Source organism: Cytobacillus pseudoceanisediminis, from assembly GCF_023516215.1.
In the GTDB taxonomy this organism is placed as follows: Bacteria; Bacillota; Bacilli; order Bacillales; family Cytobacillaceae; genus Cytobacillus; species Cytobacillus pseudoceanisediminis.
This window is the reverse complement of sequence record NZ_CP097349.1, coordinates 828,054-852,157: the sequence shown is the minus strand read 5'-3', so window position 1 is coordinate 852,157 and position 24,104 is coordinate 828,054. Positions and strand designations below refer to the sequence as shown.

Below are 24,104 nucleotides of genomic sequence, written 5' to 3'. Positions count from 1 at the left end.
CCGGGAGCCTCCTCGGCGCTTTCGCACCTTCGGTCTCCCGATGACACGCTTCTCCCGCAGGAGTCCCGCACCTTCCACTCCAATCAACAGGGTGCTAAAAGCATTTTTAGAAACTTTCAAAAAAATACCGTCACTTCTCAGAAGAAGGACGGTAATTAATGAGATCATTGGTAAACAAAATCTGCTAGATATAGAGAAAGCTGCGGAACATAAGTAATGACCATTAGCGCTGCAATCAGCACAAATATAAACGGCATGGTACCCCTTGTTACACCAGCCAGCGACATTTTGCTGATGCCTGATGCCACAAATAGATTCAATCCAAAAGGAGGAGTCAGCATTCCGATTGCCAGATTGATAATCATGATAACGCCGAAATGAATCGGATCTATTCCCATTTCAAGCACCACCGGCAAAAACAGCGGGACGAGGATCAGCACTGCTGCGCTCGAATCCATAAACATGCCCACGATCAGCAGGATGATATTGACCAGAATTAAGAAAACAATAGGATTTGATGCATACTCTATCAGTGTTCCTGCGACGGTAGACGGGATCTGTTCATAGGTCAAATACCAGCTGAACACCTTCGAAGCAGAAATGACAAGCATAATCATGGCAGATGTCACAATCGATCTTTTTGTAACGGCAAATAATTCTTTAAAGGTCAGTTCCTTATAGATAAAAAAGCCGACAATCATGCTGTATACAATCGCAACCGCTGCAGCTTCGGTCGGGGTGAAAACGCCAAAGTAAATACCGCCAAGGACGATGACTGGCATCAAAATTCCCCAGATGGCAGAAACCGTTGATTTCCATAATTCCTTTCCGGTCGGTCTTGGATCTGGCTTATGCCCCTGTTTCTTTGCAATAACATACCCGACAGTCATAAGAATCAGTCCGATAAAGATTCCCGGAATGATTCCGGCAATAAACAATTTGCCGATTGAAACTTCCGCAACTGAGCCATAGACTAGAAACGTTATACTGGGAGGGATGATGATCCCGAGCGAGCCGGATGCACACATTAATCCAACCGAGAATTTTTCTGAAAACCGCGCTTCCTTTAAGGATGGAATCATGATGCCCCCAATCGCAGCCACCGTTGCAGGGCTTGATCCTGAAAGGGCAGCAAAAAACATGGACGATAGCACCCCTGCAATTGGCAGGCCTCCGGTTGTCCATCCCACCCATTTCTTCGTAAAATCAATTAATCTCTTGGATGTCCCCCTGCCAGCATTAAATCTCCTGCAAATACAAAGAAAGGGATGGCCATCAGTGAAAAGGAATCTACTCCAGAAAACATGGTCCTCGCCAATGTATCCATTGGAACGTTACTTTGAAAGATGACGATAATCGTACTTAATGCAATGGAAATAGCAATTGGAACCCCCAATAAAAGAAGAACCAGAAAGATGATTAATAGCATCATAGTTTGGGTGCCTCCTCTTTTGGAGGAATAATTGTTGGTTTACTGTACGCAAGCTTTTTACATCCTGAACCAATAGCTGCAGAAAACGAATCAGCATCAGGCTTGCCCCAACAGGGAGAGCCAGATATGGGAGATACATCGGCATTCCGGTGGACGGAGTCACACTGCCGAATTCAATAACACTGGAAACGATCCCGCTGCCTGACCACATTAAAAAGACACAGAAAACAATGGAAATCAGATTGGCAATCGTTGAGAAGATTTTTTCCCTTATCAGGCAAATACGTAACAAGGGCATCCATCGTGGCATGCGCTTTTTCTCTGACGGCAATACTGCTTCCTATAAATACAAACCACACTATTAAGTATCTTGCCACCTCCTCTGACCAGGACAGCGAATAATTGAAAACATATCTTAACACCACCTGGACGAAAACAAGCAAGGAAGTAAAGATTAGGGAAACAACGCCGACATATTCCTCAAGGTAGTTCAAAATATGATTGATTTTCTGCAATGAAGATCCCTCCTTCTTGAAAAAGAGACGGCTATCAGCCGTCCTTGATTGTATTTTAAAAATGCTATTGCGCTTCTTTTATGGCATCCAGTACTTCCTGCCCGCCCTCCACTTTCTTAAAGTCTTCATATACTCCACTTGTAGCCTCAATAAATGCCTCTTTATCCGATTCTGTCAGTTCGGTAATCTCAATCCCTGATTCTTCTAATGTTTTCATATAGGCTTCTTCATCAGCTGCAGATTGTTCCCATTGCCAATCCGTTACCTCAGCAGACACTTCATCGACAGCTTTCTGAAGATCTGCAGGAAGCTTCTGATAGAATTGCTCGCTGATTAATAATGGATAAGCCATATATCCATGGCTGCTTAAGGTTAAATAATCCTGGACCTCATAAAATTTCTTGCTGACGATATTGCTTAAAGGATTTTCCTGCCCATCAACCGTTTTGGTTTGAAGAGCCGTATATAATTCCGCAAAGTCAATGGAAACCCCGCCAGCGCCCATCGCCTGGAACTGAGAAATTAAGAGCGGGCTTTGGGAGACACGCATCTTCAGGCCATCCAGGTCCTCCGGCTTTTGAATCGTTTGCTGGGAATTCGTCAGATGCTTGAATCCACCGTCCCAATATCCCAAGGCACGAAGACCCTGTTTCTCTAAGTGCTGGTTGAAAATTTCACCCACTTTTCCATTTACCGCGCTTTTCACATGGTCACGATCTTTAAATAAATAGGGAAGGTCAAACACTTCAAATTGTTTAACAAAGGCAGGCAAAACGCCAGTAAAAGGAGCATTCATTTGAATGGTTCCAGACTGCATTTGTTCTGTGATTTCCCGGTCAGCTCCCAATTGGGAATCCGGGAAGACTTCCACTTTAATTTGGCCGTCTGTCCGCTCTTCCAATAGCTCTTTAAACTTCTCGGCAGCTTTGCCCTTTGCTGTTGAAGCGCTTACAACATGTGCGAATTTTATTACATATTCCCCTTTTTCTTCAGCCTTGCCGCTTCCCCCTGATGATGCTGATTTTCCACAGCCAGCTGTAAACATAGCGAGCATCAAAATACAAATTGAAAATAATCCCCATTTTCTTTTCATGTCCCTTTGGCCCTCCTAAGTAAAATAATTTTCTCTCTTGTTTACTATTTTGAATTTTCTTTCAACTATTGTCTTATGAGATTGAGAGAAAAATTCTTAATTTTGGAGATAGGCCATCAGGAAACGGTATCTGACACATCTGAAGCTGACTGAGAGGACAAGCGGAATTTATTCGGTGAAATCCCCACCAGATTTCTGAAAGTACGATAAAAGGTTGATAATGTTTCATATCCAACCTCAAAGCAAATGGATACGATATCCTGATCAGATTGGAGCAGCAATTCCTTTGCATGGTTAATCCTTACTTTCTGGAGATATTGCAGGGGGTATCATTAAACTTCCTTTTAAAAATATCATTCATGTATCTTGTTGAAATTCCGAACACAGCAGACAGGCTTTCTGCCGTAATATTATTGAAATAATGCCTTTCTATGTATTCCTTCATTTGTATGGACCGAATATCATTCGCGTCCTGGACAAATGAAAAATTCTGCTGACGCAGAAGGTGAATGATGATTTCAATCAGATATACAGGCATGGACAGCTTTCCAAATAAGTCCCCATTTTTTTGTTCGTACAGCATTTTTCTAATTAACGGCCGAATTTCACTTGCCGTATATAAATCAAGCTCAAAATGGCGGGCGCTTTTCTGAATTAAAGTAAGCAATTCATTTTGCAGGGTAATATTCAGCAAAGGTACTGAAAATGCCAGAACCAGAACAGTCATTTTAGTAGTCGCTTTTATCGAGTGAACACAGTTTGGAGTTATCAGCACTACCTTGTCTTTAGAAAAATTATAAGCCTTGCCATCAAGGGTAATCTCCCCTTCACCTTCAAGCGCATAGAGAATTTGAAAATGATCATGATAATGTTCAGCCACAAACTTGCCTCTGAGATGCTTGCTTTCATACAAATTAATTCCTGTTTCCGGAAAATCGAATCTTCTGTAAAGATTTTTGTCCATGAGGGCCTCCTTATAAAACGGGTTATTTTCTGATGATATTTAATATTCTCTATATTCAAAGGCTACCCTTTAATAAATTTTGCGCAGGCATTTGTAAAAAGCTATAAATACTCAGCTCACCAGTCCATCCAATTTTGCCGTTTTATTTTTCACACATGGCTCTCTCAAATAGCTAGATTTTGTATGTTTAAAGCGGCATCTAAAATAGATAAGGCCCCTGTTAATGAATCCTTCATTCAAGAACAGGGGCCTTACATATTTAAGTTATGAAATTAAAAAAAATGTACAACTATACTAATAAGTGTTTCCTATGAGAATTACAATATAGTCTTATATTGAATTATTAGCATGGAAATCTACCAAGCATGCCTCTCATAAAATCATCTCTTCACCTAGCTGATTAAATTCCCTCTCAGCCATGGACGTGCCCGGTAGAAGCCAATCGGGATTTGGATAAGGGTTGTTTTTCCCTGTGATTCCATTCTGTAAATTTCATCACACATTTTCGCATCAAATCCGAGAAGCGGATGCCCGCCCATCCCAAGGGCTGTCGCAGCTATAAGCAGCCGCTGCATAAGCATTCCCGCTTCTATTTGCTGGATGCGATAGCCTCTGTAGCCCATTTCCGCTTTATGAAAATCTTTATCCCCTGCTATATGAAAGCAGAGCGGGACTTGAAACAGATTCACATTGCCTGCAGGCATTCCGTTTTGAAGCGCAATTCGATGGTCTCCGGGATTAAGCTCCCTTAGTGAATGAGCATCGCTGTCATAATAATAAGCTCCATCCGGAATCCCTTCGACGTTATTCAAACACACATATAGAGTTACACGTGACGCGCGCCTGTCAAGTGCCATATCTAAGTCGTTTCGATACAAGCAGGATGCGGTCGCCTCCTGAAGGAGTGCAGCAAGCTGCTCTTGGCTAACCTTTCCTGAAACAAAATCCATGTCCGGTGAAAATCGCTCGCGGCAGACTGACGCCAAATCATACGATATCCTTTTTACATGAGGAAGAGTCAAAGGCCGGCCCTCACAATTGGTTTCACTAGGGCTGATTTGACGAAACGATTTAGCTGATTCCTGCATGGACGCTTTATTGATGCCGGTTAACATCGGAAAGTCTTTCACTCTGATTGACCTGACCCAGTCATTATTCTGAACCGATGTTACTTCCTCGCACAATTCGGAGGCAGAGGCCATTCCATCCCTGCCGCTTCTGTTCACAGCCCAGCTGGTCGGTTCAACTGACAGCGGGATAACGGCATATACGCTCTCCTCCTGATCAGACAGTCCAAGGAGATGGTTTAGGGCACGATCAAGAAAGTTGAAGTACACTCCCGCTGCAAAACCAAACCTCTTTGTAACCTCTAATAACTGTCCCATCACTGCACCTCCATCCAAGCCCTGCAGTCGATAAGCAAAGTTATTGTATTTAAAGTAATTTTTCCAGAACATGGTCGTCATAAATACAGTCCCAAAACAAGATGTCACATCACAGCGATTGCCAAGAGCACGGGCTATATAGGAATCGAAATTACCCTTGTGCAGCAGCACCAGGCGGTGGTGCAGCACATCGTAGTGGTAGATTCCCTCCGGCAAGTCATCCAATTTCAGGAACATGTATAGTTCGTTAGGATACAGCGCTCCGCCAGAAGGCACAGACCGCCGAAGCGACTGCATAAACCCATCCGCCTCTTCATTGGACCCAATTGGAAAGAGGGATTGGCTAACCTGATTAAGGCCGAATGTGTACCAAAGAAAATGACCCATTCTCCTAAGTTCAGGCTTTGCAGGTTCCTCCATTTCTTTACAGGAAAGGGGAACCTCCAGTGACAGGGGAACAACTGGCAAGCCCCGGTAAAGCTTATAGGCAAGCGGCGCATCTTCCCAATCCACTTCCCAATCCGGCGGGCTTATTTGGTCAATATCAAAATGCAAATTGTGCAGAAAGGTATCTAGATTCATCCTTTTTACCTCCCGGTCATGCTCATGGAAATGGGTGAGGATGTGGATTAAGCTGTTCAACTGTAAGGGGTTCTTTTGCATATCCCAGTTTCATCGGGACCTCAAGCACCCTCTCAAGCCCTGTTACACGTGTCAGGTGGTGTCCAAATGTCATTGACAGCATACCCGGAATCAGCACTTTGACACAATGCAATCCGCTCTGCTGTATTTCCGGTGTCGTCTGATCCACCACTATTACATCAAGATTTTGCCGGTGCAATGCCTGAAGAAGGTCCTGCAGATCATCTGTCAGGTCTGCATGTCTTCTCTCCCGCTTGAACTCCTCGGAAAACGTTCGGAGCGGACGGTTTTCATCCAGCAAAAACTTCAGGCGCTCCTCCGCTTGCGGCAAGCCGTAAAGCATCCCATGGTCATCCATTTTGCCGACGAGGGAAGAATCCTGCAGCATTCGCAAAAATTCCCCCTTGTTTTCTTCGAGTTTATCGTCCAGTGTCCCCATCATTCCGGCTAACTCATGAACAGCGCTTTTTACCGCCCGGACCGGGTCGGGATGAGCTCCAGCCGCACAAATGATATTCAATCCTTTTTTCTTCCTGTTTTTCGCCATCGCCCAAACACTTGGAATTCCATGCTCCATTGTGGCGTTATACAGATGCAGATCATATCCCGCCACTGTCCTCACCCGATCAATCATCAGCTGCAATTCCTGTTCATTGGAGGAATAAGGATCAAGACGCGGCAGGGACAGCTGCCCATACCAGGTCATCAGGAATGAATCACGCTCCACCACTTCTAAAATACCGTAGAAGATCGCTTCTTCCAGGCTGCCGCCCAGCGCGCATCCGTTGGATGTTTCATAGACAAATCCATTCCCGCAGCCCAGGCTGTAATAAGCAAGCAGCTCAGGAACCAAAATCGGGCGCTCCTGCAAAAACGAATAACCCCATACCCAATTCATCGGGTTATCTGGATTAAATTTTTTAAATGGAAAGTTGGGCCGTGCATATTGATCATCCGCATGCACACCTACTTTTACAGGATTAAGAGCCCGATCTTCCAGGTTGCGGAAACTGTCATAGACTGCTGTCCTCTTTCCACGGGGCGATATGCCGCATGAACGCTCAAGCCCCTCCAGGATGGCTGTCAGCTCGCTCACCTTATAGGAATGAGTGCGGCCAGCCACGCCTTCGTCCCCTCTAAACAGCGGAAGGTTTACGACTACATCCGCAAAAGGCGGCGTGAAATCATACATTTTCCCATTCATTAAACCAGTCCGAGGATCCAGATAATTTTTGACTAGCGTTTGATCTAAATCTTCCAATGAGCGGCAGCGGTAACTGGCTGCGCTTATTTTCGGACTTGGCTTAATGGTAATTCTTGCAGCTTCCTGTGAATCTTCAGGCAGGGAGCTGCACACTGGGCACATTGAATCCGGCAAAATGAGGTGGCAAGAGGTTTTAAATGTTTTCAGGCTGACCAAATACATTCGCCCTTCCAGATCCGCAAAACTGCCCTCCAGTACCCTTTTTACCTCTGACACAAGCAGGCAGGACATCTGTAAAAGTCCTGTGCGCGATGCCCAGGCATCACGCTCTAATCCGCTGCTCCCTTCGAGTCTCTGCTGCAGTTCCCACATCTCTTCCCGGTCACGCCCTGCCAGGAGTTTTCGAGTGTCCGCACACTGTGAGCATCCCGGCGCGGACGGGTGAACAAATGGGCCAATCACACCCTCTCCAAATGATACAAAGCCCCGCAGCCAGGGAATACCTGATGATCGTGACACCTCCTCCGCTTTCTTATGAACTGAAGGCATCCAGCTATCGTGCACCACCAGTATCAAATCAGTCCCAACCGGCAGTTCAGGCTCAAAGTTCACATGACGGACTACCTTATATTCGGCGAGCAGTTCTTTGCTTACGCTGTCCGCCAGCAGTCCCTCTCCGACAACTACCACGACAGCACTCACTGAGATTCCTCCTCTCTTATGAACACCCCAAACACCCCTGCCAGACTCTCTTTCAAAAATGGCTCGAACGAAAATTCACAGACTAAGAGCCGCTTGCTGTTTTCTTCCAGCACCCTTCTTGCAGACAGCAATAGCTGGGTTTGTTCCTTCTCATCACAAGGAGGAATGACTAGACTTTGAGGCTCCTTTTCTTCGAGAAGCACAGATGGTGCCTCCACAGCGGTCCCCTTATGAGTCCCCAATTGGTTTTGCATCTGTATAATCGCATGCTGCAGCGCTTTCCTCAGAGCTAATGTGTTATTAAAGCCAACACTGCCATACCAGCGATCGTCCGTGCCGACCCAGACCACAGGGAAGCCGTATACTCCCTCACCCCGGCAGATTTTCGGTGCTCCCTGCATCGTTGTCAATGCATCCAAATAGAACCTGCATCGTTCATCTTCTACTGCATTCAAATGGAGCGGAGAAACTGTTTTCTGAACCTCTTGACGCTTAGCCAGTTTCTCTTCCAAACCCCTATCCAGCCCGCGTAAAACACCCTCCGCAAATGTTTCCCCTGCTCCAATTCCAGCAAATTCATTTAAATTTAAAATATTCCCCTTTATTTCGCTATTTGGAGGCAGTTCAAGCCGGCCAGCCATCCGCGATACATACGCTTCAATCCCGGTCAACCCCGCTTCCCTGCGCGCCTCGTCATGCCTCAAGTCTGTACAGATTATATTTGGCAGGAGCTCTGCCGGGCCCTTTGACAACGGGTCTGCTACCTGTACGCTGCACTGTGCCAGCGGAAGCTGCTTTAAATCCCCCTCCTCCCATGTATGAAAAATCCCGGATTCTTTGGAAGTCAATTGGCTGAAAAACAGAAACAAACTGTCAGTCTTATTTCTTTCGGAACTCTGCCCGATCCTCTGATCAACATCTTGAATCCATTCCACAGCAGCATTTCCGGTCAGGTTCGGATGTGGCAGGTAGGAATGCCAATTTCCTTCAAGCGTCTCCAGATTCAGCAGGAAAAACTGATTTCTCTGTTCAGCACTGATTAATCCGGTAACCTCTTTAAACAGTTCAAACACGATTAAATTAGCCAGCATCGCTCCTGCCGTTGGGGAGGTGGTGTGCAATTGCTTGTCTTCGCAAAACGCGGATTGATGGACTCTATGCCAGGCAGACTCCCAGCAGCCTTCTGATTCCGGATGCACGAGAGGCCCTGCCATACCAGCCTGTTTGTAGATAATTGCAGGAAGAAATATCTTCTTCTCTTTCCGGCACGCGGCATGTATAACCTGCAGTTCCTCTACATTCCCTGCTTCCGAAACATATAAAATGGAATCATAAGGCTGTATCAATTCCTCCCAGGGACAGTCTTCTTCCTTCTGGTATGTTACGTCCTCAACTGAAACTTCGGGGTCTGTTTGCCGGGCATGTGCGACAATCTCATTCAGCCGCCTTGTATTCGTCGATTCAGGGTCTGTAATGACCATATGAACTTTAGGCAATCCGGACTCAATCAACGAAGAAACCAGCGAAACCAAAAAAGGGCCAGATCCTGCTGCCAGCACTTTTTCCTGCCGGTAGGCCTGGAATCGGTATGCACCCGAGTCACCGAAGCTTTCCAATAATTCGATTTGAGAAGAATACTTTTTAAGGACATGATCTTCCAATTGATGAGGATGGTCCCCGCTTACATCCCTTACAAAGCCGTTACGGTATAGCACTTCTGCAATTTCAAACACCCGATCCCTATGCGGGCCCGGCAAGCCGGCTGTCAATTCCCCCAGCGAATGCTCGCCATTAAACATTGGCATCAGCTTTTGAACCCACTGATCGATCATAGTTCCTTCCATTTGGAAGGAACTTACATTATTGCGGAAATACACACCCTTAGTTGGATCTGGGAGAAAAAACGTGTCCCTTTTTACCTTCAGCCGCATAGAAGGGGTCAAATTTTTCATTTCGCGCCTCCTTACCCGTAAACTGTTCCTATTTATTAAACATTACTTTCTCTATAATCCTATGTACCGGGCTTTGTCTCATATGTCTTACCTTCAAGAGAAGTGCCCCTGCAAAATGCAGGGGCCTTCCTTTTGCAATACAGCAAGGATTGTTTTATAGATTCATGGTTATCAACCACCGCAGCGGCCGCCACAACGGCCTCCGCAGCGACCGCCGCATCTGAAACAATTAGAGCATCTGAAACAGTTGAAACAATTAAAACAGTTAAAGCAGTTGAAACAGAAGAAGAAAAAGCAGCTAAAGCAGCGGCCAAAACCAAAACCAATTTGCCGGGATTGATCATTATAATACTGGCTTTGATCCCATGGAACCGCCTCGTTCGCATGGAAATCACCAACATTCAGCATTTGAAGATCTCTCTGAAAATCATTCATGTTCATACCTCCATAAATATTAATAAGCTGTGCCTGCAACAAAGGGCAATCATGAAGAACAGCAGAAATCAATCGGCATTTCTTTGAATTCATCCATTCTCCGAATACTCTCCTCATCAAAATATGTGCCGGGCTGGGGTATTGTTACTGAATCAAACACCCAGATTTATCGGGTTCCATATAACCATGCAGAAAGGAATAAGGTTCATGGCATTTATAGCTCTACATAGTACAATTTTGGGCAATACTAAATAAGTAATGGCATTCTTAATGGAGGGCAGAAATTTGAATCATACCTGGTTATCTCTCATACCATTTATAATCGTAATCGGAATGTCCATCTGGCTGAAAAACATCCTTCCAGGCTTAGTAGTCGGCATTCTCGTTGGTTCCATCATTGTTTCAGCTGATTTGCTGACAGGTACGGAGCAATCAGTCGCTTATATCGTGACAACCCTTTCAGATGAAACAAATATTAAGATTGTCGGGTTTTTATATTTGTTCGGAGGGCTTGTCGGGATGATGAATATCTCAGGAGGCATTAAGGGGTTTTCCGAATGGGCCGGGAGGCGGATCCGATCTGAGCGGGGTCTTCTTGTGTTCATCTGGATCACCCTCCCTTTCACTTTCATGATGCCGATGTTCAGGATTATGATGATTGGGCCTATTATAAAATCCTTAATCAAAAAGATGAATTTGTCCAAGCAAAAAGTGGGCATGACATTGGATATTTCAACCGAATCAGTCATCGTGCTCCTGCCGGTTGCAACGGCATTTGTGGGCTTCATGGTGTCCCTGGTTGAAGGCGGCATCAGCGGGCTGAACCTGGATATGTCGGCATATGAGATCTTTTTATTAAGTATTTTGTTTAACTTTTACGCGATCATTATGCTGCTGATCGGAATCATTCAAACCTTTTGGCGCCGGAAAAAGACCGGAGAGCAAAATGGGGAGGCCCATACCGATTTGGAGGAAAAAGAGCATGAGTTCCATCGGATGGGAATTAAAAAGGAATTATCCCTTGTCAAAGCCCAGCCATGGCATTTGATTTTACCGGTGGTTTTATTGCTTGCCTTTTCTCTGTTCCTGTTATGGCAGGATGGCATGGCACAGGGTGCAAATACAATATTCGAGGCCTTTTCCATGGCAGATGCAACCTTTGTGATGCTGCTTGCTGTTTTTATTACCCTCGTTTTAACCTTTATTTTCTACATAATAAGGCGGGAGAAGATGAACGAAATCCTTTATCATTTTTATGATGGAGGCAATCAGATGATGGAGGCGATCAGCCTGCTCATCCTGATTTGGGCACTGACCTTAGCTGCAGAGGATCTTGGATTTTCCGAATTCATCGGGAGTTCACTCGGAAGCTTTCTGCCTGCCTTCCTGACTCCAGCAGCCATCTTCGTGCTCGGTTCAGTGGTCGGCTACTTTATAGGAAGCTCATGGGGGACCTGGGGATTATTCATGCCGCTTGGAATTACCCTGGCGGTTTCGACTGGCGCCTCCATTCCGCTTACCGTTGGAGCCGTATTCGCAAGCGGGGCATTCGGAGCGTTAACCTCACCGCTTGGAGATACGACCATTACCACTGCTTCGATCTTAGATATGGACCTTGTGGATTATGCACGATATAAATTGAAGGTCTCAGCCATTGGCGGTGTGATTGCAGCGGGGTTATTCATTGCAAGCGGGGTTTTTATTTCCTAGGAAGTTTGTATTCACTTCTGCTGTGTCCAGCAGTCCCTTTTCCACTTATGCACATAGTGATTCATGCAGATGAATATACTGCAATGAATCCTATTGCAAAGGGGCGGTGAGATGACTTGGAAGAAAAAGCCGGAATTAACGAATGATCATATGCTGAATGTGATTCATCACGGCCTTCCAAAGACACAGTCGCCAAAGCATATCATCATTGTTGGTGCAGGTATGGCTGGCCTGGTGGCAGGTTCTTTATTAAAGGAATCGGGGCATAAGATCACCATTCTTGAAGCAAATGACAGAATAGGCGGACGGGTATATACCATGCGCTCCCCTTTCAGCAAAGGATTATTCTTTAACGCAGGCCCAATGAGGATTCCTCATATCCATTCGCTTACCTTGTCCTTTATAAAAAAATTCAAGCTCCCTATAAATGTTTTTATAAACCGCACTCCTATGGATCTTCTTTACGCAAATGGCATTAAAACACGGCTTGAGGTGTTTGAACGCTATCCAGGCATATTAAATTTCCCCATTCATCCTAATGAGAGAGGAAAATCGGCTGAAACGCTTCTGCTGACAGCGGTACAGCCTTTTATTGACTTTGTCAGCACAGACCCCGCCAGAAATTGGGCCATTTTGGAAAGCCAATATAAAAAATACTCTTTTGGCTACATATTAAACCTTTATTTTTCAGCTGGTGCGATTGATATGATCGGTGTGCTGCTGGATTTGGAAGCATTTATGGGAATGTCTTTTACCGAAGTTTTACGTGAGTTAGTCATTTTCACTTCTCCAGGAGCTTACTATGAAATAACAGGCGGAATGGACCGATTGCCAAAGGCTTTCCTCCCTCAATTGAAAAATGATATTCATCTTCATCAAAAAATGACTGGAATCATTCAGGACACAAACAGCGTGACCATTCAATTAACCCATCAGCAGACCAATGAGCATTCCACCATAACCGGAGACCTTGCCATTATCACTATCCCCTTTTCAGTTATGAGATTCGTAAATATCGAACCCTTTCATTCATTTTCCTATTTCAAGCGGAGAGCTATTCGCGAACTTAATTATATGGCAGCAACCAAAATCGCCATTGAGTTTAAGTCCCGGTTTTGGGAGATAGCAGGCCAGCCGGGCGGCAAAACCATTACAGACCAGCCGATTCGATTTACCTATCTTCCAAGCCATGGGATTGGCACAAGCGGCCCTGCCATTCTTATTGCCAGCTATACCTGGGCGGATGAGGCTCATACGTGGGATAGCCAGCCGGAGGAGATGCGTATTCAATACGCACTAAAAAACCTGGCGGATATTTACGGCAATATCGTTTATAGCGAATTTGCTGCAGGTGCTTCATACAGCTGGGCACTGGATCCTTTTGCTTCTGGCGGATTTTCATTCTTTGAACCAGGACAGGAAACCGAATTGTTTCCCGGTATTGTTTCACCTGCGGGGCGTGTCCATTTTGCCGGAGAGCATGCATCCAAAACCCGGACATGGATTCAAGGGGCAATCGAATCCGGCATACAAGCTGCATATGAGGTAAATGATTTGCCTAAGTAAGTAATTTTTAAATACTGGTGTAATGGCTGATTAGAAATCTACTTCTGCTTAAACGGATTATCTAACTATTAGTTCATATTATGGGCCGAAACGCATTGACACAAAGAAGAAAAAGCGATCTCTCCAAAACTGGAGGATCGCCTTCATACCATTAGACACTATTCCTGCTTTCTATTTCTGATCTCCTTTTGAACCTTTCTCAGCGCCTTTTTCGATCCTCTCTCCAGATCATGCTGCAGCTTCCGTTGATGGTAATTGGTAAATAAGGTATTCATATCATATCCTTCTGGATAAAGCTCGCTTGCTTTAATGTCCAATTCAACCCGCTTACTGTTCACTTCCACAATTTCATCTTTATAGAACAGCTTGATGTTATTAAATTTATCTATTGCCTCGTAGACAATGGCGTAATCATCCTGGCTGATCCATTTTACCCGGTCACCGATTTCATAATGATATTCCTCTATGTTCTGCGTCACTTCAATCACCGGCTTCTTTATTCTGTTCTCTCTTACTGCTTCCAGATTATAATCCTTGTTTTCAATATACATTTGCGCACGCTTCAGGACATGTTCGCGGATATTCATCTTTCTGGAAATCCAAAGCGCATTGCTCTCTCCTGATTCACCTATTAAGAGCTTATACATCGGCTTCAATTCCGCACTATCGAATAACATGGCAGCATTCATAAAATCATCATGCATTTCAGAATATCGTTTAATCTCACCATAGTGAGTAGTGGCAACCGTGATGCATCCCATATGATAAAACTCTTCCAGAATGGCAATGGCTAAAGCGGCACCTTCATTCGGCTCTGTTCCGCTGCCGATCTCATCGAATAAAAGCAGTGTATTATTCGTGGAAGCACTCATGACCTCTGATATGTTCTTCATATGGGAAGAAAACGTGCTTAGAGCGTTCTCTATGCTTTGATTATCGCCAATATCAACAAACACATGATCAAAGATGGCGATTTCACTTCCCGGTTTCGCCATAATATGAAACCCGGACATGACAGCCAGAATGAGGATTCCGATTGTCTTTAAGACGACGGTTTTCCCGCCCGCATTTGGGCCTGTTATGACTAAACTTCTATAATCTTTCCCGATTTCAAAATCCAGCGGGACAATGGTTCCTTCTAATAAGGGGTGTTTGCTGCTTACTAATTTGATATACCCATGATTATTAATCTCCGGTTCAATGGCGTCCGTACTTTTGCTGCACTTCGCTTTCGCAAAAATCATGTCGTACTGGCTGATGCATTCAATATTGATGCGGATCTCATGAATGGATTCAAGAATGGCTCCGGAAAGCGTGGCTAATATTTGATATTCCTCTACCGACTCCTCCGATTTTAGCATCGCCAATTCAACATTGAGCTTTGAAACTGCATCAGGCTCTATGAAAACAGTCGACCCTTTTGAAGATGTTTGGATTACGGTTCCGGCTACCTGATTTTTAAAGGATGCTTTAATCGGAATTGTAAAACGGTCATCCTTTTTGCTGATATAGAATTCTTGAATGTACTCCTTATTTGCTCCGCTGCGCAAAAACTTATTCAAACGTTCTTCTATTTTCCCTTCTGTTTTTGCTATGTGATTTCTGATTCGTTTCAGCTCTTTGCTGGCACCGGAATCAACCATGTTTCCTTTAATCGCATATAAGATCTCTTCTTCGATATTTCTAAATTCAGTCATAGATAGCGCATAAGTGTACAGAACTGGCGCAAAGAATTCTTTATCAGCCATAAACTTCTTGATTTTCCGGCAGCCTCTTAAAAAATCGGATACAGCGTTTAACTCGGATGGAGTTAATATGATGCCTTTTTCCAATTTTTCAATATGGCTTGTGATATTGGAAATGCCTGTTAATGGCAAATGCTTTTCGGCGTCCAGCAGCCTTCTGGCCTCGCTTGTTTCATTTAAGCGATTGCGGACGGCTTTCATATTCGAGCTCGGCTGTAACCGGTCGATTAACTCTTTCCCTAAACTGCTGACGCAATGCTGTTTCACTTTATTCTTCAATTCGTGGTATTGTAATTTTTCAAAAGTCATTTTATTCATATTCTCTGCCTCACTCCAAATATAATAGCCCGCAAAAGCCTTCCCCACCGCCAAATTGAATTGGGCAGAAAGCTTCCGCGGGCGTTCTATTTCGAACAGGCATAAACAAACTAAACCCTAAAGCAGGAATAGTGTCTTAAGCTACACGAAAATATAGAAATGGAAGCAGTCTTATAGTAGGTATTCAAACAAGTTATGTTTGAAAAAAGGCATTCTTAATAAACTGGCTAAAACCAGAAAAATAAACACCTTATTCAACTAATAACAATTAGTTGACACCTACTACCGACATACTTCACCACACCTTTTTGTATTATGAAATTAATGTAGCACGGAACTGCCAGTCTCGTCAAACAACTTTTGGAATTATTTGTACATTGTTTAAGGCTCTTTTCGTATAAATTGTTGTTTTTCGTCTATCAATGTTGTCCGTTGATTTCCGCTCCAGGATGCTCGCTTTCCGCGGGGCGGGCGGTGAGCCTCCTCGACGCTGCGCATCTGCGGGGTCTCACCTGTCCCGCTACTCCCGCAGGAGTCTCGCACCTTCCGCTACAATCAACTCAGTAAATAATAATATATAAAAAGCAACAAACCTTGCGAAAACAGCCTTGTTTATAAAGCTGTTTTTCCAAAGAAAAGTGCACCTTCTTCAAAAGGCGCACTTTCTTTGAATTTGAATCTTACTCAGTTTCCTCTTCTGTTCCTTCTTCTGTTCCTTCTTCAGTGCCTTCTTCTGTTCCCGTATCTTCAGTTTCTTCTGTGTTAGTCTCGTCAGTATCATCTTCATTGTTGCAGCCTGTAGCCACACCTGTAATCATTAAAACTGCCATCATAGCTAATAACCATTTTTTCATTTCCAATTCCTCCTTGGCTGCTATATTTGTTACAGTAGTAATCATAGAAGAATCCGAACGGAAATAGAAGGTCACAATCCATTTTTTTACATTCATTAACCTTCTTTTAAGAAAGTTCATGAAAATAAAACATAGCTTTTTCAAAGAGCGGGACTAAAAGCCCTTCACAAACGGGTACCTTGAAACTCATGATCTAATTTATTTCAGGGTAACTGCTGGCACTCATTCTCCACCGTCGTCCCCTCCATCATCGCTGTCTCCTGTATTACTCTCATCGCCGTTCCCGGCATGATCAGCTTCATCAAAAAATCCTTTAATCGAATCCAGTATATTTTTATTCGTATCTTCACTTTCATTCCAGTGATGTGCATTTAAAAAACTCTCTAAAGTAAATACCTGAACCGCTTGTTTTTTATGTCTGGCAATAAAGTAAAGACAAAGGATTATAATCAGCAAGATAATAATTGTAAGAATCCAGTCATTAATCACCGCAGCCGCCGCTCCTTATTTTTTTCTATAACCGATTAAGTTTTAGTCCCCGTTAGCTCTTTTTTTGTAAGAGTCTTTTATTTTATGATAGGGAATTAACACAAATGGCTGGTCTGTAGGTGTGAATTGCTCGATTCCATTCTGGTTTTCATCAGGCAAAAAGTATGTTCGTCCCCATTTTTTGATTAACCACCCTTCACAGCCTGCCGGGATCATCCCCAGTTTTCTGCTTTAATATCGTCTAAAAAGGGATAAAACCCTCCAAAAACATTATCGAGAATGCCTATTACCTGGCATGGTTTAATAATCTGAATCCGATACAGTTTCTCTTCTTTGAATACAGATGCCATTGATATTAATCTCCTTCTTAGAAATATTTTATAATCGAAGCCTAGTATAATTGATGTCTTAACTTTACTTCTATTAAACTTCTTTTTCGTGAAAATAACGTATTTTTAGATAAATGGATTCAAATCAACTATACAGCATCAGGGTTTCTCAGTTCGTCCATTTAGCCATCACATCACAGGACAGGCCCCAGCTACTCAACTTCTTTCTTCTTCACATGCTTCATATAGACAAGATTATTGACACCACTTCTTTCACTATGCTTTTGAGGTATACGCATAAACTCTGAAAAGCCCAGTTTTTCATAAAGCTTGATGGCATTTGTATTGGTATCTGCTACCTCTAGAACATATTCGTCAAATGGATTTGAATCCATTATGGATTTTAGCAGTTCTGCCGCCACACCCTGTCCTCTATAATTAACTGATGTTGCCACAAACTCTATTGCACCCATATTTTCAGATATTTGAAAGGGATATTGATTTTTCTCAAATTCTTTTTTGAGAACGATATAAGCAATACTTCCCATAATTAAACCAAGATGCTTTCTAAATTCACTATATTTTAATCTCACTGCAGGTGTATTGTTTGTACAGGCGGCTATAGCTGCAATATGATTGTCATCTGCAGCCGTATAGAAGACCTCAGTATTAAACATATGGGCAAATGTCCTGTAAAGTTTAGCTTTATCCTTTGAAAAGTAATTCAGCCATTGATAAAAGCCGTCTACAAAAATGACACTCATCTCATTTCTTATATTTCCTTTTGCTTCACTAGCAAGAATAATATTCATAGTCTGCCCCTCTATTCTTTGTGGATGTTTCAACTCGATAAATAAAAAACACAAAACTATACACTGAGTTTACCTGGCTTTAATATTAAGAGGATATGATTGGTTTATCAACGAAAGAGGAGGCAATATAAATGAATATGCGTGCAGTATTTATTGATATGGATGGTACACTCCTGAAAGCCTCAAACTGCATTTCCCGCCGAAACATGGAAGCCATTTATCGGCTCATAGATCAGGGAGTCATGGTGTTTCTAGCCACTGGCCGGCACTATGAAGTAACTGCTCCCTACCATAAAGAAATTGGATTGCAAACTCCCATGATCTGTTTGAATGGTGCCTCTATTCACGATGCAGAGACAGGAAGGGCTACGCAAATAAAAACCGTACGATTGAACGAGGAACGCTTTCACCATCTGACCGCAGAAAGTCCATGTAATGTTATGATCCATACATCAACTGGGCTATATTGTAAGGAAACAAATGAAGAAATCGATTATTGGACGAAAGTTGGGCAAATTCCGCCGCAGTATATTGGAGATTTAAGACAGGCTGCTTATCAGGATGTTCTTAAATATAGTGTTCGAACTGGTTCCCCAAGCCAAGAAATATCTGCTTTGTTTAAAACGGAAGCAGCAGTCATCGATTGGAATGACGGGTTTGAGCTGGTTGCTCCCGATGTTTCCAAATGGGCTGCTATCAAAAGCTTACTTAACGAACTTGGAATCAGCCCAAATGAAGTCGCAGCCATTGGAGATGGCCCCAATGATATAGAGATGCTTCGTCATGCCGGTACGGGTGTGGCAATGGGGAACGCCGGCAAACTGGTTAAAGACGCAGCTGATTTTGTTACAGGGCACCACGAAAATGATGGATTAGCTGAGTTTATTGAACGTTATCTTCTTAAATCTTATGCGATTTAAAGTATTTTATAGGTCTTTTTGAAATAAAAAAGACAGGTGTAATTCGTTAACGGGTTCCGATAAGGGAGAGAACAATTGAATTAGTATATGAAGCAGACCATTCAGCATATCAATTTGGTCTGTTTTTTTATTGTCATAACAATGTTTGCAATGAATTGACATGGAAAATAACCATCATATTAACAGCAGAATATTCAAATACGACTGAGGGCTTAGAAAATAATTAGTCTATAGCAGGTTAACCTAATAAAGACTATCTTGTATGATTATGTTTGTACTTCGAGCCTTTCATAATAAACACAAATCTACTGGAGGAAAATTATTTGATACCTTTTAATACGAAGAAATTATTTTTTATTCCTCTGTTAATAATTCTTGTAATGCCTATGTTCCACCTCCCTTTTTCTGCACATGCTGCTCAATCGTTTAGAACTGAAGATGTTGATAAATTTGTTACTAACTATATGGAACGTAACGGACTACCCGGTGCATCCATCGTAGTGGTAGAAGATGGTAAATTAGTATATGAGAAAGGATATGGTCACGATTCTGAAGGTATGTCTATAAATGAAAACTCATTAATGAGAATCGGTTCCGCATCCAAATCATTTACTTCATTTGCTGTTTTACAGCTCGTTGACGAAGGGAAAATCCAACTGGATGACCCAGTAATAAAATATTTACCAGAGGTAAAACTTGACGACACACGATGGAAAGAAGTTACAATACGTCAATTAATGAGTCACACATCAGGGATTCCGAATCGGATAATTGTTTCGCCAGCGAGCAGCTTAAAAGCAGGAGTGGAACGTTTATATGATTGGAATCTGCAATCAAATCCAGGAGAGAAACACTATTATAGCAATGCAAACTACTGGCTCTTAGCCCGCTTAGTGGAAGAAGTAAGCGGAATAGAATTCTCTCAATATCTTAAACAAAAGATATTCTCTCCATTAGGAATGGGTGATTCACTTGCAGCAGTGAACTCTACTGATTTTGTACAAGGACTGCCTAAAGGATATGTAACAGCTTATGGAACTGCAATACCTTGGACAGAGCTTGAAGCGATGAATATGGGGGCTGGAAGTGTCATATCAACTGCATCAGATATGGGGAAATGGCTTGCTATGCACACGAACGAAGGGAAAAACAGTTCTGGGCAACAGCTTTTATCCAAAGAATTATTGGAAGAATCTTATTCACAGCAGCCTGGCAGCAATAAATACGGACTTGGCTGGTCTTTAAGCTCACCAAGCGTCAAACCAGTCCGAATCTCACATAGCGGTGCAGTATCAACGTATCAAACTCAACAAGATATTGTTCCTGGCATTGGCTATGGGGTTGCAGTTTTACTAAATAGCTTTACCCCTACTTTAGAACACGCTTATGAGATTAGTTCAGGTATTATCCAATTAGCCGAGGGACAAGAACCTGAATCAAAAGCTCCTTCACCAAAAATAATCGATTTATCACTTGGCGCTATCACATTGATTTACTTACTTTTAGGAATAAGAGGTATACTGCGAAGTAAAAAATGGTCGAAAAAACGGAAACATCAACCAACTTGGAGATTTATCCTTCGATTAATTCCTCAATTAATTCCAGCATCATTAATCGGATGGTTGTTCTTTATTGTCCCAACATTACAAAATAATAGTTCAACCACAATTGATGCATTTGGTCTTTTTCCTGCTGCAATGGTCTTATTAGCGATTGTTTTCATTATTGGATTGGTTCTTACCGCTTTAAGAATCTATCATCGATTCACCTTAAATAAAGATTAAGGATTATAGAAAATTACACTCAAAAAAAACGCTCAGAATAACTCTGAGCGTTTTGGCTTGTAATTTATATTGCTTCAGCAGGTCGCATTCCGCTAAAGCCTTTTCACATTATGCACCGATTATTTTCTTTACCTTTTGCACTCTCTCAGGATCAATCGCATGCTCATAGCTTGATTCCACACGAACTCCTGTACCAAAATGAACTTCAGTGACTGGCACCTCATCCAAAAACACACTGATATTTTCAATGGAAAGACCTGCACCCGCCATGATCTTTAAATGACTATTTGCTGTACGTTCATGCAGGCTCTTTAGTCTTTCTGCTGCATCAGCTGCACTTCTCCGGCCTCCGGAAGTAAGGATTCTCGAAATTTGCGGATACTGTTTTAGACTTTCCAATGCTGCAAATTGATCATCGGCCTCATCAAAGGCACGGTGGAAGGTTATATCCAACCCACCTGCTGCGTCGATTAGACGTTTCAAATGATCGTTATGTACTTGATGATCAGGTGTAAGAACGCCAAGCACTACACCCGCCGCTCCTAATTTATTGCATACTTTAATATCCTGAATCATAATGTCAAGGTCTTCTTCCGAATAGAAAAACCCGCGGCTGTGCGGACGGATCATCACATTTACTGGAATCTTTAATTCCTTGCACACTCTTTCAATGACTCCATAGCCTGGTGTCAGACCGCCCTCTGCGAGCCCGGTTACCAGTTCAATTCTGCCTGCTCCTGCTTCCTGGGCAATTAGCGCATCACTTAGGGTATCTGCGATCACTTCTATTAACATGTATGTATCTCCTTTAATCGTGCGTTCTAATTTTAATTTAAAGGCAATTTCTCGGACTGGAATATTTCCTTTATAGATCCCACTTCCATTCCAGCATCATTTCGAATAACGGATGGCCTTAGGTTTCTCAGGTTTTTTATGGTTTCGTGATTGCTATAGTGTATTTGTTCAAGAATAGATGCTACAATGTTTGGCCAGACATCCTCAGATCCATTTAACACTTTGAGGGCAAATCCAGCCCGTTCTTTTTTTAGTCCGAAGCAATACACACCCTGGGCCCCGCCTTTAGCTACAATATTCTTGTCTTCCAATAAAATCGAACAGATAAAATGCTGTGATGCAACCATATTGAACTGGTTATTCATAATGGCCGTCATCTTATTAACTGCCAGCTGGAGCTGGGGGTCTTGAATCAGATCGGGACAAGCCAGCTTCAGGTATACTTCTGACATCCTCTTTAAAGGAATGGCAAAAACGGGGTCCCGCAGCCATCAATACCAATATGAATAGCAGAGACCGGGATGCCCGATAAATGAGAAAGAATATCCATGATGTGCTTTTGTAAAGGATGGTCTTCTTTCCAGTATCCCTCCACTGGAAATCCCCATTCACGGCATACTGCAATAAATCCCATATGTTTGCCTGCGCAATTGTGATAAAGCCTCCTTTTCTGAATCCCTTGTCTGATCATCTCTTCTCTTGGCTGTATATTTAAAGGATAAGAAGGCGGGCAATAAAGTTCTTCTTCCTTTACAGGGAGTTTTGCTAACATGGATTCCAGCGCCTTAATATGGTAGGGTTCTCCTCGATGGGAAGCTGTAAACAGTGCAGCTTCCTGCTCTGTTAATCCGTACTTATCAATTATGTCAGTCAGAAACACCGGCAGTGCCTGGATTGGCTTAGATGCAGAGCGAAAGTATGTGTAATGCTCTTCATCACCAACCTGATAAAAGGATTCTAATTGATCATTCATACCGCAAATGATCCCCGTATGAATATTCTCAACCAGTCCTCCCCTGACTTCCTCTACTAATGCAGTGTATTTCAATTCAGTTCTCTCCTTAAAATTAGCTTATCTACTCAAGCTCCAGCATGAGATTTTGGGCCTGTATGGCCGCCCCAAGAACAACTCCGTTCTCACTTAATTCCGAATATACGATTCTCACCGATTGCTTCAATGGCTCCCATATATATAACTCGCATTTTTGCTCAATGGCTTGCTTCATTTCAGGCAGCTTCTCAATCGTATTGCCGCTCAAGATAATGACTTCAGGATTATACAGACAGAGGAGGTTGCTGATGGCCAATGCAATATAAGTGGAGGCTCTATCCATAATATTAAGTGCCCAGGGCTCCCGGTCACGGTAGGATTGGAACACATCTTCTATAGAAGAAATATCCTTCACCTTCCTGCTGTCAGCAAGGATCGCCCCTTCAGAAATATAGGTTGCAAGACAGCCTATTTTGCCGCAATTGCAGACATTGCCAGTAGGATCAATCACGGTATGCCCGATTTCCCCTGCATTATTGGTTTCCCCTCTGTAAATGTCTCCATTAAGCATGATAGAAGAGCCTATTCCTGACCCAATGCCTATTAATATGGAATTCTGCGAATTCTTCGCTTTGCCTGTAAAGCTCTCTGCCACAATCTTCATTTTTAATTCATTATCTACTATGACATTAAAAGAGGTAAGCTTTTGCAGATCTTCAGCCAGGCTTGCATCTTTCCACTTTAACTGATCCGATATCTTTACAATTCCGTTTTTATAATCAATATATCCAGGTAAACCGACTGCCAGGCCCATTATTTTAGCAGCAGGAATCTCGTTTTCATCCATGATCTTTCGAATGACCGCATCTATTTTATGAAGTGTTTCCATATAACTCTCTGATTCATTTCTTTTACTCTTATGTAATGAAACCATTTCTCCAATATAATTGACAATTCCAACCTTCAGCAGGGATTTATCAATTTCAATGCCAACTGTATAAAGCACATCTCCGCGAACTTCCAGCAAGGTTGCTTTTCTCCCTACTCCCGATGCAACTGCCTCCGTTTCCCTTAGATAGCCCTGCAGCTGAAGCTCAGTGACAATTCGTGTTATGGAAGTCGGGCTCATCCCCGTCATTTTTGCAATATCTATCCTTGATATAGGAGACTTGGTCTTTAAAATATCAAGAACAAGATTTTTATTTTGTCTTTTCATTAAAAGCTGATCGTGTTTCTCCATTATCCTACCTTCTTTATGCCTGCAGATTTAGACTTCCAACTCTGAAGGTGCATTTAAAGAATCGTGTTGACTCTCGCCTTCATTGGAAAAACCAACAACATCCTTTAAAACTAAATCACTTTTCTGTGCAAGTTCGTTAAAGCTTCCAAAAGAGAAATCATACGTTTCCATTTTGGAAGCTTTCATTGGAAATCCCTATCTCATTATACACTTTGTTCAAAGCATGA

At 42.8% G+C, this 24,104-nt stretch carries 20 protein-coding genes and 3 pseudogenes; 4 read left to right on the top strand and 19 right to left on the bottom strand.

Going from position 1 to position 24,104, the window contains the following annotated elements; translation table 11 throughout:
• Nucleotides 1–164: 164 nt before the first annotated feature.
• The 9 genes and pseudogenes from M5V91_RS04660 to M5V91_RS04620 all read right to left on the bottom strand — a co-directional run bounded on the left by M5V91_RS04660 (nt 165) and on the right by M5V91_RS04620 (nt 10,297).
• Nucleotides 165–1,429, bottom strand: a pseudogene (locus tag M5V91_RS04660) (TRAP transporter large permease).
• Nucleotides 1,335–1,854 (bottom strand): annotated as a pseudogene (locus tag M5V91_RS04655) (TRAP transporter small permease). Before M5V91_RS04655 ends, M5V91_RS04660 begins: the two co-directional pseudogenes overlap by 95 nt.
• 157 nt (nt 1,855–2,011) lie before the next feature.
• The gene (locus M5V91_RS04650; RefSeq protein WP_284521766.1) at nt 2,012–3,040 is read right to left on the bottom strand and encodes a TRAP transporter substrate-binding protein; all 1,029 of its coding nucleotides are present in this window, start codon (nt 3,038–3,040) and stop codon (nt 2,012–2,014) included.
• Between the two features lie 116 nt (nt 3,041–3,156).
• Nucleotides 3,157–3,321 carry a helix-turn-helix domain-containing protein gene (locus M5V91_RS04645; protein WP_284521765.1) on the bottom strand — a complete coding sequence of 55 codons (165 nt, stop codon included), beginning with the start codon at nt 3,319–3,321 and terminating at the stop codon, nt 3,157–3,159.
• Between the two features lie 20 nt (nt 3,322–3,341).
• Nucleotides 3,342–4,004, bottom strand: coding sequence for an AraC family ligand binding domain-containing protein (locus M5V91_RS04640; RefSeq protein ID WP_284521764.1), 663 nt, complete (start codon nt 4,002–4,004; stop codon nt 3,342–3,344).
• Between the two features lie 392 nt (nt 4,005–4,396).
• Nucleotides 4,397–5,971 carry a SagB family peptide dehydrogenase gene (locus tag M5V91_RS04635; RefSeq protein ID WP_284521763.1) on the bottom strand — a complete coding sequence of 525 codons (1,575 nt, stop codon included), beginning with the start codon at nt 5,969–5,971 and terminating at the stop codon, nt 4,397–4,399.
• A 22-nt stretch (nt 5,972–5,993) separates the two neighbouring features.
• Nucleotides 5,994–7,937 carry a TOMM precursor leader peptide-binding protein gene (locus tag M5V91_RS04630; RefSeq protein ID WP_284521762.1) on the bottom strand — a complete coding sequence of 648 codons (1,944 nt, stop codon included), beginning with the start codon at nt 7,935–7,937 and terminating at the stop codon, nt 5,994–5,996.
• The gene (locus tag M5V91_RS04625) at nt 7,934–9,889 is read right to left on the bottom strand and encodes a putative thiazole-containing bacteriocin maturation protein (protein ID WP_284521761.1); all 1,956 of its coding nucleotides are present in this window, start codon (nt 9,887–9,889) and stop codon (nt 7,934–7,936) included. The genes M5V91_RS04630 and M5V91_RS04625 overlap by 4 nt, the downstream gene beginning before the upstream one ends.
• 171 nt (nt 9,890–10,060) lie before the next feature.
• Entirely contained in the window at nt 10,061–10,297 is a 237-nt protein-coding gene (locus tag M5V91_RS04620) for a heterocycloanthracin/sonorensin family bacteriocin (RefSeq protein WP_232292512.1), read from the bottom strand.
• Between the two features lie 312 nt (nt 10,298–10,609).
• On the opposite strand from M5V91_RS04620, the gene M5V91_RS04615 reads away from it, so the two are divergent.
• Both M5V91_RS04615 and M5V91_RS04610 read left to right on the top strand, forming a co-directional pair.
• Complete coding sequence (locus M5V91_RS04615) at nt 10,610–12,034, top strand: Na+/H+ antiporter NhaC family protein (RefSeq protein WP_009333814.1); 1,425 nt, start codon at nt 10,610–10,612, stop codon at nt 12,032–12,034.
• A gap of 111 nt (nt 12,035–12,145) precedes the next feature.
• Complete coding sequence (locus M5V91_RS04610; protein WP_284521760.1) at nt 12,146–13,600, top strand: flavin monoamine oxidase family protein; 1,455 nt, start codon at nt 12,146–12,148, stop codon at nt 13,598–13,600.
• Between the two features lie 158 nt (nt 13,601–13,758).
• Here the strand turns inward: M5V91_RS04610 and M5V91_RS04605 are convergent, their stop codons facing one another.
• From M5V91_RS04605 to M5V91_RS04580, 6 genes are all read right to left on the bottom strand, one after another.
• Entirely contained in the window at nt 13,759–15,663 is a 1,905-nt protein-coding gene (locus M5V91_RS04605) for an endonuclease MutS2 (protein ID WP_284521759.1), read from the bottom strand.
• A 680-nt stretch (nt 15,664–16,343) separates the two neighbouring features.
• A complete protein-coding gene (locus M5V91_RS04600) occupies nt 16,344–16,517 on the bottom strand; it encodes a hypothetical protein (protein ID WP_226280741.1) in 174 nt (57 codons plus the stop codon).
• A gap of 222 nt (nt 16,518–16,739) precedes the next feature.
• On the bottom strand, nt 16,740–17,006 hold the full coding sequence (locus M5V91_RS04595; RefSeq protein WP_009333810.1) for a hypothetical protein: 267 nt from the start codon (nt 17,004–17,006) through the stop codon (nt 16,740–16,742).
• Between the two features lie 42 nt (nt 17,007–17,048).
• Nucleotides 17,049–17,222, bottom strand: coding sequence for a hypothetical protein (locus tag M5V91_RS04590; RefSeq protein ID WP_284521758.1), 174 nt, complete (start codon nt 17,220–17,222; stop codon nt 17,049–17,051).
• Nucleotides 17,219–17,356, bottom strand: coding sequence for a hypothetical protein (locus M5V91_RS04585; protein ID WP_019382305.1), 138 nt, complete (start codon nt 17,354–17,356; stop codon nt 17,219–17,221). The genes M5V91_RS04590 and M5V91_RS04585 overlap by 4 nt, the downstream gene beginning before the upstream one ends.
• A 191-nt stretch (nt 17,357–17,547) precedes the next feature.
• The gene (locus M5V91_RS04580) at nt 17,548–18,147 is read right to left on the bottom strand and encodes a GNAT family N-acetyltransferase (protein WP_009333808.1); all 600 of its coding nucleotides are present in this window, start codon (nt 18,145–18,147) and stop codon (nt 17,548–17,550) included.
• A gap of 131 nt (nt 18,148–18,278) precedes the next feature.
• On the opposite strand from M5V91_RS04580, the gene M5V91_RS04575 reads away from it, so the two are divergent.
• Complete coding sequence (locus M5V91_RS04575; protein WP_019382306.1) at nt 18,279–19,067, top strand: Cof-type HAD-IIB family hydrolase; 789 nt, start codon at nt 18,279–18,281, stop codon at nt 19,065–19,067.
• A 323-nt stretch (nt 19,068–19,390) separates the two neighbouring features.
• On the top strand, nt 19,391–20,851 hold the full coding sequence (locus M5V91_RS04570; RefSeq protein WP_284521757.1) for a serine hydrolase domain-containing protein: 1,461 nt from the start codon (nt 19,391–19,393) through the stop codon (nt 20,849–20,851).
• Nucleotides 20,852–20,959: 108 nt separating this feature from the next.
• Here the strand turns inward: M5V91_RS04570 and M5V91_RS04565 are convergent, their stop codons facing one another.
• From M5V91_RS04565 to M5V91_RS04550, 4 genes and pseudogenes are all read right to left on the bottom strand, one after another.
• Nucleotides 20,960–21,646, bottom strand: coding sequence for a copper homeostasis protein CutC (locus tag M5V91_RS04565; protein ID WP_258752526.1), 687 nt, complete (start codon nt 21,644–21,646; stop codon nt 20,960–20,962).
• A 32-nt stretch (nt 21,647–21,678) separates the two neighbouring features.
• A pseudogene (locus tag M5V91_RS04560) lies at nt 21,679–22,694 on the bottom strand (asparaginase).
• A 28-nt stretch (nt 22,695–22,722) separates the two neighbouring features.
• Nucleotides 22,723–23,877 (bottom strand): ROK family transcriptional regulator, encoded by a 1,155-nt coding sequence (locus tag M5V91_RS04555; protein ID WP_071155584.1) that lies wholly within the window; start codon nt 23,875–23,877, stop codon nt 22,723–22,725.
• 27 nt (nt 23,878–23,904) lie between these two features.
• On the bottom strand, nt 23,905–24,063 hold the full coding sequence (locus tag M5V91_RS04550; protein ID WP_175502128.1) for a hypothetical protein: 159 nt from the start codon (nt 24,061–24,063) through the stop codon (nt 23,905–23,907).
• Nucleotides 24,064–24,104 lie beyond the last annotated feature (41 nt).

Coding starts and splice junctions, on each gene's coding strand:
- M5V91_RS04650 (WP_284521766.1), bottom strand. CDS start 3,040: ATGAAAAGAAAATGGGGATTATTTTCAATTTGTATTTTGATGCTCGCT.
- M5V91_RS04640 (WP_284521764.1), bottom strand. CDS start 4,004: ATGGACAAAAATCTTTACAGAAGATTCGATTTTCCGGAAACAGGAATT.
- M5V91_RS04635 (WP_284521763.1), bottom strand. CDS start 5,971: ATGAATCTAGATACCTTTCTGCACAATTTGCATTTTGATATTGACCAA.
- M5V91_RS04625 (WP_284521761.1), bottom strand. CDS start 9,889: ATGAAAAATTTGACCCCTTCTATGCGGCTGAAGGTAAAAAGGGACACG.
- M5V91_RS04620 (WP_232292512.1), bottom strand. CDS start 10,297: ATGCTGAATGTTGGTGATTTCCATGCGAACGAGGCGGTTCCATGGGAT.
- M5V91_RS04610 (WP_284521760.1), top strand. CDS start 12,146: ATGACTTGGAAGAAAAAGCCGGAATTAACGAATGATCATATGCTGAAT.
- M5V91_RS04605 (WP_284521759.1), bottom strand. CDS start 15,663: ATGAATAAAATGACTTTTGAAAAATTACAATACCACGAATTGAAGAAT.
- M5V91_RS04600 (WP_226280741.1), bottom strand. CDS start 16,517: ATGAAAAAATGGTTATTAGCTATGATGGCAGTTTTAATGATTACAGGT.
- M5V91_RS04590 (WP_284521758.1), bottom strand. CDS start 17,222: ATGATCCCGGCAGGCTGTGAAGGGTGGTTAATCAAAAAATGGGGACGA.
- M5V91_RS04585 (WP_019382305.1), bottom strand. CDS start 17,356: ATGGCATCTGTATTCAAAGAAGAGAAACTGTATCGGATTCAGATTATT.
- M5V91_RS04580 (WP_009333808.1), bottom strand. CDS start 18,147: ATGAATATTATTCTTGCTAGTGAAGCAAAAGGAAATATAAGAAATGAG.
- M5V91_RS04575 (WP_019382306.1), top strand. CDS start 18,279: ATGAATATGCGTGCAGTATTTATTGATATGGATGGTACACTCCTGAAA.
- M5V91_RS04565 (WP_258752526.1), bottom strand. CDS start 21,646: ATGTTAATAGAAGTGATCGCAGATACCCTAAGTGATGCGCTAATTGCC.
- M5V91_RS04555 (WP_071155584.1), bottom strand. CDS start 23,877: ATGGAGAAACACGATCAGCTTTTAATGAAAAGACAAAATAAAAATCTT.
- M5V91_RS04550 (WP_175502128.1), bottom strand. CDS start 24,063: ATGAAAGCTTCCAAAATGGAAACGTATGATTTCTCTTTTGGAAGCTTT.